We start from the raw sequence: 14147 nt of genomic DNA on the forward strand, positions 1-14147 counted from the left end.
ATTATGACAACAAAATCATTGAAAAAAATTCTCGTTGCCAACCGTGGTGAAATTGCCTGCCGAGTTATGCGTACAGCAAAGCAAATGGGCTTAACAACGGTTGCAGTGTACTCAGATGGTGATAAACATGCTCAGCACGTAAAGCTTGCTGATGAGGCGTATCATATTGGTCCTGCGCCAAGTAAAGACTCATACTTAGTGGCAGATAAAATCATCAATGTTGCAAAACAAGCTGGTGTTGATTGTATTCACCCTGGCTATGGTTTTTTATCTGAGAACTGTGACTTTGCCCTCGCATGTGAAAAAAATGATATCGCTTTTATAGGCCCGCCAGCATCAAGTATTGAGGCAATGGGTTCAAAAACCCGCGCTAAAGAAATTATGCACCAAGCAAATGTACCTTTAGTGCCTGGTTACTATGGTGACAATCAAGATACTGAATTCTTACAAGCTGAAGCTGAAAAAATTGGTTACCCGGTACTGATTAAAGCGGCCTTTGGTGGCGGTGGTAAAGGTATGCGAGTTGTAGAACACGCAAAAGACTTTATCAGTGCACTTGAAGGTGCAAAACGTGAAGCAAAAGCCGGCTTTGGTAATGATTTAGTACTGTTAGAGCGCTATGTCAGCAAACCTCGCCATGTTGAAGTACAAGTTTTTGCCGATAGTCATGGTAACTGTGTGTACTTAGGCGATCGAGACTGCTCTTTGCAGCGTCGTCACCAAAAAGTAATTGAAGAAGCCCCTGCTCCGGGTTTATCTGATGAACTTCGTAAAGAAATGGGTGAAGCAGCAGTACGTTGTGCCAAAGCGATTAACTATCGTGGTGCAGGTACGGTTGAGTTTTTACTATGCGGTGATGAATTCTTCTTCATGGAAATGAACACCCGTTTACAAGTAGAGCACCCAGTAACAGAAATGGTAACCGGTGTTGATTTGGTGAATTGGCAAATCAATATTGCAGCAGGTGAAGTTTTACCACTTAGCCAAGCAGATATTCAGCTACAAGGTCACAGCTTTGAAGCGCGTATTTATGCAGAAGATCCAAGTAATGACTTTATTCCGTGTTCTGGCCACATTGACGCCCTATTCACACCGAACGAATCTGAATTTGTACGTATAGATACAGGGATTGCAGCGGGTGATGAAATTAGCCCATTCTACGACCCTATGATTGCTAAATTAATTGTTCATGACGATAACCGTGAGGCAGCGCTTGGGCGTTTATCAAAAGCACTAGAGCAATTCCACCTCGCAGGTTTTAGCTGTAACGTTAATTTCTTACATAACCTTGCTAACCACCCTACTTTTCAAGCTGGTGCACCCGATACGCACTTTATTGAAGACCAAGGTGAGCGCCTTGTTGCTAAAAACGAACAACAGTCTGTTATTGCAACCGTTGTGGCAGCCTATGCGTATGCACACCAACTAAAAGGTGAAAGCAGCAGCCCATGGCAACAATTAACAGGCTTTATGCTTAACAGTGACGCTAAAACAACAATTCCGTTTGTGGAATTAAACGTTCATGCGGTTAAGACCTCAGATGGCTTTAAAATCAGCCTAGATGGAGTTGACTATACAAGCTCAGGCAAGGTTGAAAATGGCCTTGCAAACCTAGTCGTTAATGGCGAAAAAGTTGTGGCTCATATTAATCAAACAGACTCTCACATCACAGTGATTTACAAAGCACAGCAAACGGTGCTAGAGCTGATTGATAAACACTATATTAGTGAACACGAAAGTGATGCACTACCACTTGCTGCACCACTCAATGGTACTGTTGTTAAACATTTAGTTGAAGTGGGTAGGACTGTCGCTAAAGGTGACGCTGTTGTCATCATAGAAGCGATGAAAATGGAATATACCCTTAATGCCCCGCATGATGGTGTATTAACCAGCTATTGCTTTGCTGAAGGTGAACTGGTTAGTCACGGTGATATGCTCGCGATTGTTGAAGAGCCGGAGGCGTAATGGCACAGTTTCCTGATTTTGTTCGCATTGTAGAAGTTGGCGCCAGAGACGGCTTGCAAAATGAAGCCGCCGTTAGCACTCAAGATAAAGTCGCTCTTATCAACGCACTAGCAGATGCTGGGCTTAAAGATATTGAAGCAGGCGCCTTTGTGTCACCTAAATGGGTGCCACAAATGGCTGACTCAAGCGATGTTATTAGCGCGTTAAATTTGCCTAATGTTAACTTAAGTGCCCTCACCCCGAATTTACGGGGTGCAGAGGCGGCAAAACAAGTCGGCATACAAGAATTTGCTATCTTTACAGCGGCAAGTGAAGCATTTTGCCAAAAGAACATTAACTGCTCTATTGATGAAAGTATTGACCGCTTTAAAGATGTTATGGATTTTGCCAAGGCGAATAACATTCGTGTTAGAGGTTATGTTAGCTGCGTCATGGGTTGTCCATATCAAGGTGATGTCGACTACAATGATGTATTAAAAGTATCAAAGCGATTACTAGAGCTTGGTTGTTACGAAATTAGCCTTGGCGACACCATAGGTGTAGGTACGGCGAAAAAAGTCGATGAGTTATTAGATTTACTCTTGCAACATATTGATAAATCAAAACTCGCTGTACATTTTCACGACACCTACGGACAAGCGCTCACAAATATTTACACCGCCCTAACACGCGGTATAGCAACGGTTGATAGTGCTGTTGCAGGCCTTGGTGGTTGCCCTTATGCCAAAGGTGCGTCAGGAAATGTTGCCACTGAAGATGTAGTTTACTTACTACAAGGGCTTGGCATAGAGCATGGAATTGATTTAGAAAGACTGGCGAAAGCTGGTTGGGCTATTTGCAGTGCATTAAATAAACAACCTGTCAGCAAGGTATCACTTGCTCTAAAGAACACTCAGAATAATTAAGGAGTAGGCTCATGGCCGGTTTCGATAAAGTGGTTTCAAGTTATGAAGCTGCAATGGAAGGTTTAAAAGATGGCGATACAATTATCGCTGGTGGCTTTGGCTTGTGTGGTATTCCTGAGGGACTTATCAGTGAAATTAAGCGTAAACAAACTAAAAATCTAACCGTTGTTTCGAACAACTGCGGTGTAGATGATTTTGGTTTAGGGGTTTTACTTCACGATAAGCAAATTAAAAAAATCATCGCTTCTTATGTGGGTGAAAATGCGCTTTTCGAAAAACAACTACTCGATGGCGAAATTGATGTTGTTTTAACACCACAAGGTACACTCGCTGAGAAGATGCGCGCTGGTGGTGCGGGTATTCCTGCGTTTTATACAGCTACAGGTTACGGTACTCCGGTTGCCGAAGGTAAAGAAGTCAAAGAATTTGATGGTCGCCCGTATATCTTAGAAGAGTCAATTACAGGCGAGTTTGCCATTGTTAAAGCATGGAAAGCTGACCGCTACGGAAATCTTGTATTTCGCCACACAGCAATGAACTTCAACCCGATGGCCGCGACAGCAGGTAAAATTACCGTTGCTGAAGTTGAAGAAATTGTTGAGCCAGGTGAACTTGAGCCAAGCCAAATTCATACCCCAGGTATTTATGTTAATCGCGTGATCAAAGGCGACTTTGAAAAACGCATTGAACGTGTAACAACTCGCGATTAAGGAGCAATAAAATGGCATTATCACGTGAACAAGTTGCAATGCGTGTTGCACAAGAACTACAAGATGGCTATTACGTAAACCTAGGTATTGGTATCCCTACTCTGGTTGCTAACTATGTACCTGACGGTATAGAGGTTATGTTGCAGTCTGAAAATGGCTTATTAGGTATGGGGGCGTACCCAACCAAAGACCAAGTTGATGCAGATATGATCAACGCGGGTAAAGAAACCGTGACAGCAGCCACAGGTGCAGCAATATTTAATAGTGCAGATAGTTTTGCCATGATACGGGGTGGTCATGTAGACTTAACAGTATTAGGTGCATTTGAAGTTGACCAGAACGGTAACATCGCATCGTGGATGATCCCAAAAAAGCTAATTAAAGGCATGGGTGGCGCGATGGACCTCGTTGCTGGCGCGAAGAATATTATTGTTACGATGACTCATGCAAGCAAGCATGGCGACTCTAAGTTATTAGAAAGTTGCACTTTACCGCTAACTGGGGTTAACTGTGTAAAGAAAATCGTAACTGATTTAGCCGTACTAGAAGTTAAAGACGGCGCATTTCATCTAATCGAACGCGCTCCAGGCGTGTCAGTAGATGAAATAATTAGCAAAACGGCAGGCAAATTGCTTGTTGAAGGTGATGTTCCAGAGATGGTTTTTTAAACCACTCACATCCCATGTACCGACCTCATTCCCAGTGCCAATGGCGCTGAGTTACCCAAAATCCCTCGCAAGAGGGGTTTTTTTTATCTAAAGTTAGCCTTTCGCCGCACCATTTTGTCACATAAATAGTATAAAATGCCCTGCTTTAGTGAATTGGCAGTATCTAATACTGAGACTATGACGAAATAGCTAAAACTGCTAAGATCACTTTTTTACTAAACATTTACCTAAACATAGATTAAACGAGCGATTCACGATTGTTTTTTATACAATATGGCAAGAGTTAGCTATATTCATTCTTTACTCTCTATTTTTTTACATTTTGGGATAATAATTGCTTAGCAGTTAATTAACTAACAAGCGCTATTGAGACTTACTGAAATTAACTATGCAAACACCTATTCGTGGCCTACGCTCATTTTGTTTTGCTGCACGCACCCTTAGCTTTAAAGATGCTGCAAACCAACTTTACCTTACGCCGTCTGCCGTAAGCCATCAGATCAAACAATTAGAAGAACAATTGGGTATTGAACTTTTTGAACGTCAAACCCGCTCTATCCGCCTAACTGCTGCGGGGAAGAACTTTTATGACTCTGTATCACCGCTGATCAAAGCGCTAGAAAAAACCATCAATGAGTTTAGTCAGTTACAAGAAAACATAACGATCAGTATTACGCTACCTGAGTTTTTTGCCAGTGAGCTTTTAATGCCAAAACTGAGCGAATGGACCAGTGAGCACCCAAATACAAACTTACAGCTTAATACCTTAAAAACGCGTAAAGAGCTGACTAAGCAAAGCGATTTGTCGATTGTATTGTCTTCATCTAAACCGCACGAAGGCGTTGTACATGAGCTATTTTCGCTATCGTATACACCAGCTTGCAATAAAGAAAACTGGCAAGCATGGCAAGAAAACCCGTTTCAGGCATTAAATGAAGTACCTCTTATACTTCATAAAGCGCGTCCTTGGGCTTGGCACCAATGGGCAGAGCATGCTGGTATTGAAGACTTTGCACCAAAGCAAATTATTCAAGTTGATAGTATGTTTGGTGTGGCACGTGCCGCGCAACAGGGTATGGGTATTGCCCTAATCCCCTTACCTATCAGTCAGACTTGGTTTGATGAGCAGTGGTTATTTAATTTCACCGATATGCCATTAAAAACGAAAGATAAATATTACTTAGTGCAACACGATCCTAGTGAAACTAATGCACAATTAGAGCTATTTATAAAATGGATGATTGATACTTTTAAACATCTAAAATAATAGATAAATGACCCTCAATTTTTTGAGGGTCTTTTATTGCTAATTTAACTTTTCGACTTGGTTACTAAAATACTCACTTTGTTTTCACCAATTTCAAAAGAAGCCTGTTTACCATATTCCACAACAAAAGAAGGTGTAAAATAGCTGCCAGCGAGTGTGATTGATGTTACTACAGCTGCCGTATTATTTTGTTGTGGTGTCACTGTAACTTCATAGTTAAACCCCTCACCTATAGAGATGGTCGCAGGTTGTTTTTCTTCCACCAGCATTACTGGCGATGCTAGAAGCTCATTTGCTTTATAAACAGATGTTTCAACTTGAAAGCTATCAGCTGCGAAGCAACTTGTTGATGCTAAAAATACTCCACTAATAAACCTAACTGTTTGTTCATATTTATTTCCTTCTCTCATTTATAGGGTTTATCCGTAATTAATATCAGTTAGTACGTTTATTTGATACACGGAAATTTCTGAATGTTAACTATCTCTATCAAAGCTCTCGATAATACACATCAATGGTATGTGATATAGCTTCATAGCTGTTATTTTCATGTTTAAAGCAGGCTTTGCGCAGTTCCTTCTCTTCGTAGTTTTTACCTGCTACTACGACTTGATCTAAAGTTTGTGAACTTGCACAGAATTGCTGTTTTGAAATTGTTTCTATTTTAACTGATTCAGCTTTTGAGCGTGGCAATGAACTAGGCTTAGGATTTTGCTTCATGCCTTCAAGTAACTGAGCTTTAGTAACAGGTACAGTATCTGACCCTATGCCTGGAATATGCAATGTTTGTCTAATGGTATAGTTTTTACTTAATAATGGCGTAAACAAAGATACATCGTTGCTCAAATAAGCCTGCTCAAAATTAAGATAAACAGCAACTTTATCTTCAGCTGCATTGGCAATAACAGGCCCTAAAAATAACAACGCAAATATCAGTTTCATGGTTATACGCTTATTCTGAATAAATTAAATCATCAACTATACATACCACCATAAAGTACCGATTTTATTTTTAATTAACAACAATTTGTTTGTTTTGCATACTCCGCCCCTCTATTGTTCTTTATCGTAAACATTAGCTATTTAAACCCCGTGTCTACTTTATCGGGGTCAGATCATGGCACCCTAGGGTATAAAAGTCCCATGCAGTACGAACAAGTTAATTAAACCCCGTGTCTACTTTATCGGGGTCAGATCACAGATCAGACGGCTGACGGCTGACGGCTGACGGCTGACGGCTGACGGCTTTAAGACTAACTCATTACATTAGACTAAAGTCTATAGGTTAAATTTCTTCATCTATTAGGTCATTTTTTATCGTTTGTTGAATTTGCGCTGTTCAATTAAAGTTCATTTGTCGGCGATTGATACCGATTCAAATAGAGGAAAAGATTATGTTTAGTACACTTATGAAACGCGTTGCACTTAGCTCTTTATTAACTTGTTCAGCTATGGCAGTGGCTGATCAGAGTGACTACAAATTGATGGTAATTGACCAATCTATCACTGCTGATGTTGCACAGAACCGTCAATACGAACAAGCATTTAATGACTGTGCTTTGAGTGTTAAAGAGAAAAAATTCTCTGAAGCTGAAACACTATGCTCAAAAGCAATCAGCTTACTAAATACGAGTAAAGTACCTAGCTATAAACGTCGCGAATTAACGTCGTTTACGTTAAGCAACCGCGGTGTTGCACGCATCATGTCTGAAAACGACACTGCTGCATTGTCAGACTTTTACGAAGCAGTACAAATTTCAGGTAACGAGTTAGTTGAGCACAACTTAACGCGTGCGAAAAAGAACTTAGCGTTATAAGTTCTAACAGAATTGTGTTGTCTCAAAACCCAGCCTCGGCTGGGTTTTGTCGTTTAGGTGTTTAGTTTTTTAGCCTTCCGCTTTTATTAATAAATCAAGCTCTTTTAGCAATAGGCTCTCTACTGTCTGTTTATCCATTTTAGCCAATTGCTCTAAGCTGTAATTTTTGCCAATTTCTTTAGCTAAAATAAAACCTAGGTAATAACCTCTTCGGTATGGCAGCTTTGTCTCGTCCTTTGCGAAGTTGAAAAATGAAGAATATATTTCAGTTTTTTTCGAATAAAACTTTTTCTTGAGGTCAACGAGAGAATCGAGCTGCCTTGAGCGAATCTTTTTTACCAGATTGCTAGGTATGTTTAGCATCAATTCATCATCACTGGCTGACGGAGTTAATTTATATGAAACGTAAGTAGCTAATCCCTCAGTCCAAATAGAGCACCATAACTCATCCTTACATTGAAATAATTTTTCATGATAAACATGAAATAACTCGTGATGAAAGAATGGCGTATCGTTTTTCCAGGTATGATACTTGGCCATAAGATCTACACCAAACATTAAGTAAGACTTACCATTTAACTCTCGCGTTGCCCCATTGAACCTTCCTAACGAGTGAAGTATGTAAATGGGGGTTTCAGATTTGAAATCAGGGAAAGTAGCAATAAATGATTCCATACTGCTATTTAAATCTTTAGATAAACGCCTATTTTTTGATAAATAGAGTTCTTCTATTTCACTGAAACCCTCAATAGCTTTAACAAAGCTTTTATCACTATAAAAAGGCGCAAATTGAGAAGTGAAATGTTGAGAAAACTGCTCTGCTCTATTTTCTGCAGTCAACGTCTTGCTTGACTGATATAAAGTATAAAAATCATCAGCAAGATTAATGACTTCGAAATCAGCTGACTGGTTGTTAGCATGCGTATTAAATGAAAGCACTCCAGATATGAGACTGGTGAGTAAAAGAAATTTAGATAATTTTTGCATAATTATAGTTAGAAATATTTGTTAGGTTAAAGTCGTATATGTTGAAGATTCGATAATTCATGTCTAAGTGGTTGGTTACTCAGATAATGCCTGTTTGTAACTTAAATCAAAGTTTTTGAGTAACTGATTCAGGTAGTTCAGGTTTATCTGGTTAGGTTTAAAACTTTGTCCGTTTTCAATATTCACTATGTGTTGTTTTAGTTTTGCTTTGTCTTTATTCCAAAAAGCGATGTTTCCTAACACAAAGTCATTCCAATACATTTTTGAACCACTTAGCTCTTCACCGGGATCCAATACTTTTTTAGCGTGAAAAACCGCTTGCTGATAGTCACCCGCTAACCCTTCCATTTGAGCTAAATGCCAAGTTAATGAGCTTTCTTTTGAATTATTGTGAGAGATAAAACGTTTTATCAGAATTGCGGCTTCAGCATGGCAACCTAATTTCTCTAACAATCTAAACCCAGCATCGTATGTCTGATCAAATTGCTGGTATGTGAGGTTTAAATCGTCTTTTAACCTTTCTTCAAGTACTGCTTTACAATCTGCAAAAGCAAGATTTGATATAAATAATAATCCGATAGATAAAATTCCTGTTTTCATGATTCTGTCCTTAATTACCTAATGCCTATATATGATAAGACTGCAATCAAACGCTAAGTTCACCACAAACTAAAAGTAGTTGGTTCCATGTAACCTTTAAATTGTTGTTATTTCTCTAGTTCATGGTAAACATTTGGATTCCAAATTTGCATAAACATCTCTGGGTTTTCAATAGGTTGAAAACCATATTGCGCGTACAAACCATGAGCATCTTTTGTAGCCAATACCATACGCCTCAAGCCTTGAAACTCGGGATGAGATACTATGCTTTCAACGAGCCACTTGCTCAAACCTTTACCTCTGCAGCTCTCTACTATGAATACATCGGAAAGATAAGCAAATGTTGCTTTGTCTGTTATAAGGCGGCAAAACCTACTTGAGAATCATGGCTATCATAGACTCCAAAACAAAAGGAGTTTGAAATGGCTTTTTCAAGCGTCTGCCTTGGTATTCCGGACGCCCAGTAGCTTTTTAAAATAAAACCATAAATTACTTCAATATCGAGGTATTTTTTATCTGTGCTGATTCTATATCCTTGCACCAGTATTCCTTCATTAGATTAACATGTTAACTATGGGTTCATTGCTCGTATATGTAACACAATGAACACTTGTTATTTAAGAGGTTTAGTTGTAACAAAGTTACTAACCGATTGCCACTGTTAAAAAGTTAGGTCGTTCTACTAAAACCTATCGCCATTAGAAAACCATAAACTCAAGATACAAATAGCATCTTTATATAATCTTCAGTATTAAATTTATAAACAATCATCAATGCATATTTCAATTGTGAAGAATTAATTAAAACAACTTCACCTCCTCTACACCACAGTAAAAACCTGAACCCTGAGTAATTACTCTATAGATTAAATTTCTTCATCTATCAGTTTTAATTTAATCGTTTGTTTAGCTTATAGGAATATTTTAAAGTTCACTCGTTGGCAAGAAACACCAACTTATTCAGAGGAAAACTATCATGTTAAAAACACTTGTAAAAACTATTGCACTTAGCTCTTTATTAACTTGCTCAGCGATGGCAGTAGCCGATCAAGCTGATTATAAACTGATGGTTATTGAGCAAGCTCAATCTAACGACAATGCAACAAGCCAATACGAAACTGCCTTCAACCGCTGTGCATTAAGCGTTAAAGAAAAGAATTTTTCAGAAGCGGAAAGCCTGTGTACACAAGCAATTTCGCTTCTAAGTACAAGTAAAGTACCTGGTTACAAACGTCGCGAATTAACATCGTTTGCACTTAGTAACCGTGGTGTTGCACGCATCATGTCTGAAAACGATACTGCTGCTCTTTCTGACTTTTATGAAGCAGTGCAAATTTCTAAAAACGAACTTGTTAACCACAACTTAAGCCGCGCAAAGCAAAACCTAGCGCTGTAAAAGTTACCCCAACCAAATTGTTGTCGAAAGCCCGGTTCTTGTGTGTTCTGACCGGGCTTTTTTTCGTCTAAAATATCTGCGTTATAGAATACTTTTCTTCACCTTATGGGTGCGATTATATCGTTTGTCAGTTTTCCCCCCTGTTTTCTAACTTTATAGAGTAAGCACAACGCTTACGCTAACAAGGAGAAAACAATGTTTAAATTAAATCTTAAACCCTGCATGTGGTTAATATTATTTGTTTGTTCAAATTTTGTATTCGCCAACGACAACGACTTTAAACTCATGGTTGTTGACGATAACGCAAGCTCAAAAGCAATTATGCAAGGAAACTTTGCTAATTATTTAGAGACAATGAACGAAGCTAACAACTATATCGTGCCGTTTAACCGCTGTGTTGCGGGTGTGAAACTAAAACAGTTTGATAAAGCTGAACAAGATTGCTCGCAAGCAATCGCGATGCTAAAAAAGGTCAATGCCCCGCACTATAAACGTAATGAACTGACATCTTATGCATTAAGTAATAGAGGCATTGCTCGACTAATGGCGAAAAATGATACAGCGGCCATTGCTGATTTTTATGAGGCTGTGCAGCTCAATAATAATGAGCTCGTATCGTTTAACTTAAATCTCGCGAAACAGGAATTAAAATTGTGGTAATAAGTCATCAGGCTAAAAGAAAACCAGCCATGTCGGCTGGTTTTCTTACATCAGTTACTTTTTAAGATTTATCTCTTGGCACAAAATCAAGCACTGTTGCATTAATGCAGTACCTGTCTTTACCTCTTGGCCCTTCACCAGGGAACAAATGACCTAAATGAATGCCCGAGCTTTTTGATTTAAGCTCAATACGCTGCATGCCATAACTGTTGTCTTCATGCATAGTTACACTGTCTTTCACAGGATGAGTAAAAGAAAGCCAGCCAGTGCCTGAGTTAAATCTATCTCGGGTGTCAAAAAGCGGCGCTCCACTTAGCTTATCAATAAAAATACCGTCTGGTGTATTTTTAAAGATATCGTATTGCTTACAAAATGGGCTGTCTGTTCTTGCATGAAACGCCACTCTAAAGGCTTCACTGTCACCTAGTTTAAATGCGCCTAAGGCTTTGTAAAACTCACCTTTGCTAACATAGCCTTGGCGACCATAAACCTCTTCGCCATTTTCTATAAATAATAACGTGGGTGTTGCCCAAGTCGGCGTTTTAATCGTTAAGCCATCAAGTTGATCAGCATGACGGAATGTCATAGGTATCGAGCCCATGTACTGATTAGCCACCTCTTTTTTAAACTTTTCACAGTATGGGCAATAACCTTTAGCATCTATCACTACAATTTGCTTACCGGCCAATAAGGCTGTGTTATCAACCTGCTGTTTTTCTACTGGTGTGAATACAACGCCCGTTGAATGATCAGGGCAATAGCCATTGGGGTTTTTCTTTAAATAATCTTGGTGATAATCCTCAGCGGCATAAAATGCATCAAGCGGTTTTATCACAGTCACAATCTTGCCGTAGCCTGCTGCGGTTAATTTGCTTTGGTATTCATCTTTAAGTTTATTGGCAATCTCGAGTTGCTCATTATTACTTACCAAAATTGTTGAGCGGTATTGAGTACCAACATCATTCCCTTGACGATTTAGCTGAGTTGGATCATGATTTTCAAAATAATGCTTTAAAAGCGATTGAGTTGTTAACTCGTTACTGTTGTATGTCACTTTAACAACTTCTGCATAATTGTTTTTATCAAAGCGTCGAGAGCTACGTGTTATGTTCTTGTAAGTCGCTTTAAATCCATGCCCATCGGCATAGCCAGATACCGCATCCAACACACCATCAAGTGCTTCGTATCGTTTTTCTGCTCCCCAAAAGCAACCTGAACCAAGCACAATGGTTTCAATATGCCCTGTTGCGTTATCTGGCATTGTGTCAGCTTTAATTGGGCTGGTGGTAAAAATGGCACTGCAAGTGAATAGTGTCAGTAACATCGACTTAATTGTCATACTAATTTCCTCTTAAAAGCCTGTATTTAAGACAGACCGAGCATAGGTATTAATAATTTCAACTTAAACGCATGCAAACAGCGATTCACCGCTAACAATTTAACTCTTAACCTTATTTACGGTAAAACACAGCTTTTTAACATTGGGATATTAAAAAATGAAAATTGCACACAGCCTATCTGCTATTGCATTAGGATTAACACTTGCTACGCAAGTGAATGCCGCAGAGTTCACTTTTGCGAAATCAATCAAACCGAACGACAACACCCTAGTTTTATTTTTAGATACAGACAGCCAAGTTGCTAACTTTAATTATTTAAAGCCAGAAACCCAAACTCACCTAAATAAAGTCATTGAATTTAGCGACTTTAAAGCAGGCTATGGCAAAACTTTAGAAGTTATCGCACCAAACGGTAGCGACCATCAACGCATCTTACTTGTTGGCTTAGGAGAGCAGCCAAAACTAGATGCAGCAAAAATGGCAAAACTAGGTGGTAACGTTCACGCTAAATTACAGTCGGCCAAACAAGCAAATGTTAGCCTTGATTTTTCAGAGCTAAAAGACAGCGCAATCAATGCTAAATATGCAGCAGAATTTGCACATGGCGCAAATTTACGTGACCACCGTTTTGAGCAATACAAAAAAGAACAAGACAGCCACGTTGTTAACTACACATTAGATGTTGAGAATTTAGACCAAGCGGTCAAAACCCATAAACTACTACAAAGCATTGAACAAGGTGTATTTTTAGCACGTGACTTAACGTCTGAAGTTGCAACAGAAATGACGCCGGTTGATTTTGCTAAAGCGGCAAAAGAGCTTAAAAAGTTAGGTGTTAAAATTACTGTTTTAGAGCCTAAGCAACTTAAAAAGCTGGGCATGGGTGCACTTGAGGCTGTTGGCCGTGGTAGCGAAGAAGGTGCACGTTTAGTGGTTGCTCATTATCAAGGTAATAAAAACACCCCTATCGCATTAGTGGGTAAAGGTATTACCTTTGATTCTGGTGGTTACAGCCTTAAAACAGGCGCTTCAATCGCCCGCATGAAATCAGACATGGCAGGCGCAGCAGCCGTACTAGGTACTGTTAAAGCTATGGCACTGGCTAAAGCCGACACAAATGTCGTTGCTGTCATGGGTATGGCAGCTAATATGGTATCGCAATTTGCCGTAGCGCCGGGTGACGTTGTAAGAACCGCAGAAGGTTTAAGCGTTGAGATTGTAAATACAGATGCTGAAGGCCGTTTAGTATTAAGTGATGCAATGTGGTATGCCCGCGACAAGTACAAGCCAAGTATTATGGTTGATGTTGCGACCCTAACCGGGTCTAAAATTCGTGCTGTAGGTAATGACTATGCGGCAGTGTTCTCTGATGACGACACGCTTGTAGAGCAACTAACTGTTGCTGGTAAGCAAGTAAACGAGAACCTATGGCGTTTACCTTTAGGTTATGAAGATGCATTAAAGTCAGACATAGCTGATCTTAAAAACATTGGTTCACATGGCCCAGGTGCTACTACAGCAGCGAGTTTCTTACAAAACTTTGCCGGTGACACACGTTGGGTTCACATTGATATTGCTGGTAACGCGCTAAATTCTAAAGCAAAAGATGAACTAGCTGAAGGCGGTACAGGCTATGGCGTGCGTTTACTGTCTAATTGGTTACTAAATAACGCACAGTAATTAGGCATTGCGCTTTATCAAGTGGTTATAAGCTATTATAGCCACTTGATTGTCTTGAGTTTTTCTAATTAACACTAAAGACACATTTACATCATCAACAAACAGCCTATATGCTAATAAGCATTAAGGGATAATAATAAGATTGATACG

Annotated in this window: 14 protein-coding genes and 1 pseudogene; 9 read left to right on the plus strand and 6 right to left on the minus strand. The window is 39.4% G+C overall.

Annotated features, from left to right (window positions below; all coding sequences use genetic code 11):
• The first annotated feature begins 3 nt into the window (after positions 1–3).
• From NFU46_RS01945 to NFU46_RS01965, 5 genes are all read left to right on the plus strand, one after another.
• A complete protein-coding gene (locus tag NFU46_RS01945; RefSeq protein WP_251599180.1) occupies positions 4–1968 on the plus strand; it encodes an acetyl/propionyl/methylcrotonyl-CoA carboxylase subunit alpha in 1965 nt (654 codons plus the stop codon).
• Positions 1968–2873: a hydroxymethylglutaryl-CoA lyase gene (locus tag NFU46_RS01950; RefSeq protein WP_251599183.1), complete on the plus strand. Its 906-nt coding sequence runs from the start codon at positions 1968–1970 to the stop codon at positions 2871–2873. Before NFU46_RS01945 ends, NFU46_RS01950 begins: the two co-directional genes overlap by 1 nt.
• 11 nt (positions 2874–2884) lie before the next feature.
• Positions 2885–3583, plus strand: a complete 699-nt coding sequence (locus tag NFU46_RS01955) for a CoA transferase subunit A (protein ID WP_054553797.1) — start codon at positions 2885–2887, stop codon at positions 3581–3583.
• An 11-nt stretch (positions 3584–3594) separates the two neighbouring features.
• Positions 3595–4251, plus strand: a complete 657-nt coding sequence (locus tag NFU46_RS01960; RefSeq protein ID WP_054553796.1) for a 3-oxoacid CoA-transferase subunit B — start codon at positions 3595–3597, stop codon at positions 4249–4251.
• Between the two features lie 388 nt (positions 4252–4639).
• The gene (locus NFU46_RS01965) at positions 4640–5518 is read left to right on the plus strand and encodes a LysR family transcriptional regulator (RefSeq protein WP_251599186.1); all 879 of its coding nucleotides are present in this window, start codon (positions 4640–4642) and stop codon (positions 5516–5518) included.
• A 44-nt stretch (positions 5519–5562) separates the two neighbouring features.
• Here NFU46_RS01965 and NFU46_RS01970 read toward each other — a convergent pair whose 3' ends face one another.
• Together NFU46_RS01970 and NFU46_RS01975 are read right to left on the minus strand one after the other, a co-directional pair.
• A complete protein-coding gene (locus tag NFU46_RS01970; protein WP_251599188.1) occupies positions 5563–5928 on the minus strand; it encodes a hypothetical protein in 366 nt (121 codons plus the stop codon).
• 79 nt (positions 5929–6007) lie between these two features.
• Positions 6008–6460 (minus strand): hypothetical protein, encoded by a 453-nt coding sequence (locus NFU46_RS01975; protein WP_250659306.1) that lies wholly within the window; start codon positions 6458–6460, stop codon positions 6008–6010.
• Positions 6461–6912: 452 nt separating this feature from the next.
• Here NFU46_RS01975 and NFU46_RS01980 point away from each other — a divergent pair, with 452 nt between their 5' ends.
• On the plus strand, positions 6913–7335 hold the full coding sequence (locus tag NFU46_RS01980; RefSeq protein WP_251599190.1) for a hypothetical protein: 423 nt from the start codon (positions 6913–6915) through the stop codon (positions 7333–7335).
• A 69-nt stretch (positions 7336–7404) separates the two neighbouring features.
• Here NFU46_RS01980 and NFU46_RS01985 read toward each other — a convergent pair whose 3' ends face one another.
• The 3 genes and pseudogenes from NFU46_RS01985 to NFU46_RS01995 form a co-directional block, all read right to left on the minus strand.
• Positions 7405–8322, minus strand: a complete 918-nt coding sequence (locus tag NFU46_RS01985; RefSeq protein WP_251599192.1) for a hypothetical protein — start codon at positions 8320–8322, stop codon at positions 7405–7407.
• A 75-nt stretch (positions 8323–8397) separates the two neighbouring features.
• A complete protein-coding gene (locus tag NFU46_RS01990; RefSeq protein WP_251599196.1) occupies positions 8398–8922 on the minus strand; it encodes a hypothetical protein in 525 nt (174 codons plus the stop codon).
• A gap of 107 nt (positions 8923–9029) precedes the next feature.
• A pseudogene (locus tag NFU46_RS01995) lies at positions 9030–9463 on the minus strand (GNAT family N-acetyltransferase).
• Positions 9464–9897: 434 nt separating this feature from the next.
• On the opposite strand from NFU46_RS01995, the gene NFU46_RS02000 reads away from it, so the two are divergent.
• Together NFU46_RS02000 and NFU46_RS02005 are read left to right on the plus strand one after the other, a co-directional pair.
• On the plus strand, positions 9898–10317 hold the full coding sequence (locus tag NFU46_RS02000) for a hypothetical protein (protein ID WP_055197213.1): 420 nt from the start codon (positions 9898–9900) through the stop codon (positions 10315–10317).
• 195 nt (positions 10318–10512) lie between these two features.
• Positions 10513–10977 (plus strand): hypothetical protein, encoded by a 465-nt coding sequence (locus NFU46_RS02005; RefSeq protein WP_251599199.1) that lies wholly within the window; start codon positions 10513–10515, stop codon positions 10975–10977.
• Between the two features lie 61 nt (positions 10978–11038).
• Here the strand turns inward: NFU46_RS02005 and msrA are convergent, their stop codons facing one another.
• Positions 11039–12316 carry a peptide-methionine (S)-S-oxide reductase MsrA gene (gene msrA, locus NFU46_RS02010; RefSeq protein WP_251599202.1) on the minus strand — a complete coding sequence of 426 codons (1278 nt, stop codon included), beginning with the start codon at positions 12314–12316 and terminating at the stop codon, positions 11039–11041.
• A gap of 157 nt (positions 12317–12473) precedes the next feature.
• Between msrA and NFU46_RS02015 the strand changes: the two genes are divergently transcribed.
• Positions 12474–13997, plus strand: coding sequence for a leucyl aminopeptidase (locus NFU46_RS02015; RefSeq protein ID WP_062564439.1), 1524 nt, complete (start codon positions 12474–12476; stop codon positions 13995–13997).
• Positions 13998–14147 lie beyond the last annotated feature (150 nt).

This window comes from Pseudoalteromonas sp. NCCP-2140 (assembly GCF_023708065.1).
Lineage (GTDB): Bacteria > Pseudomonadota > Gammaproteobacteria > Enterobacterales > Alteromonadaceae > Pseudoalteromonas.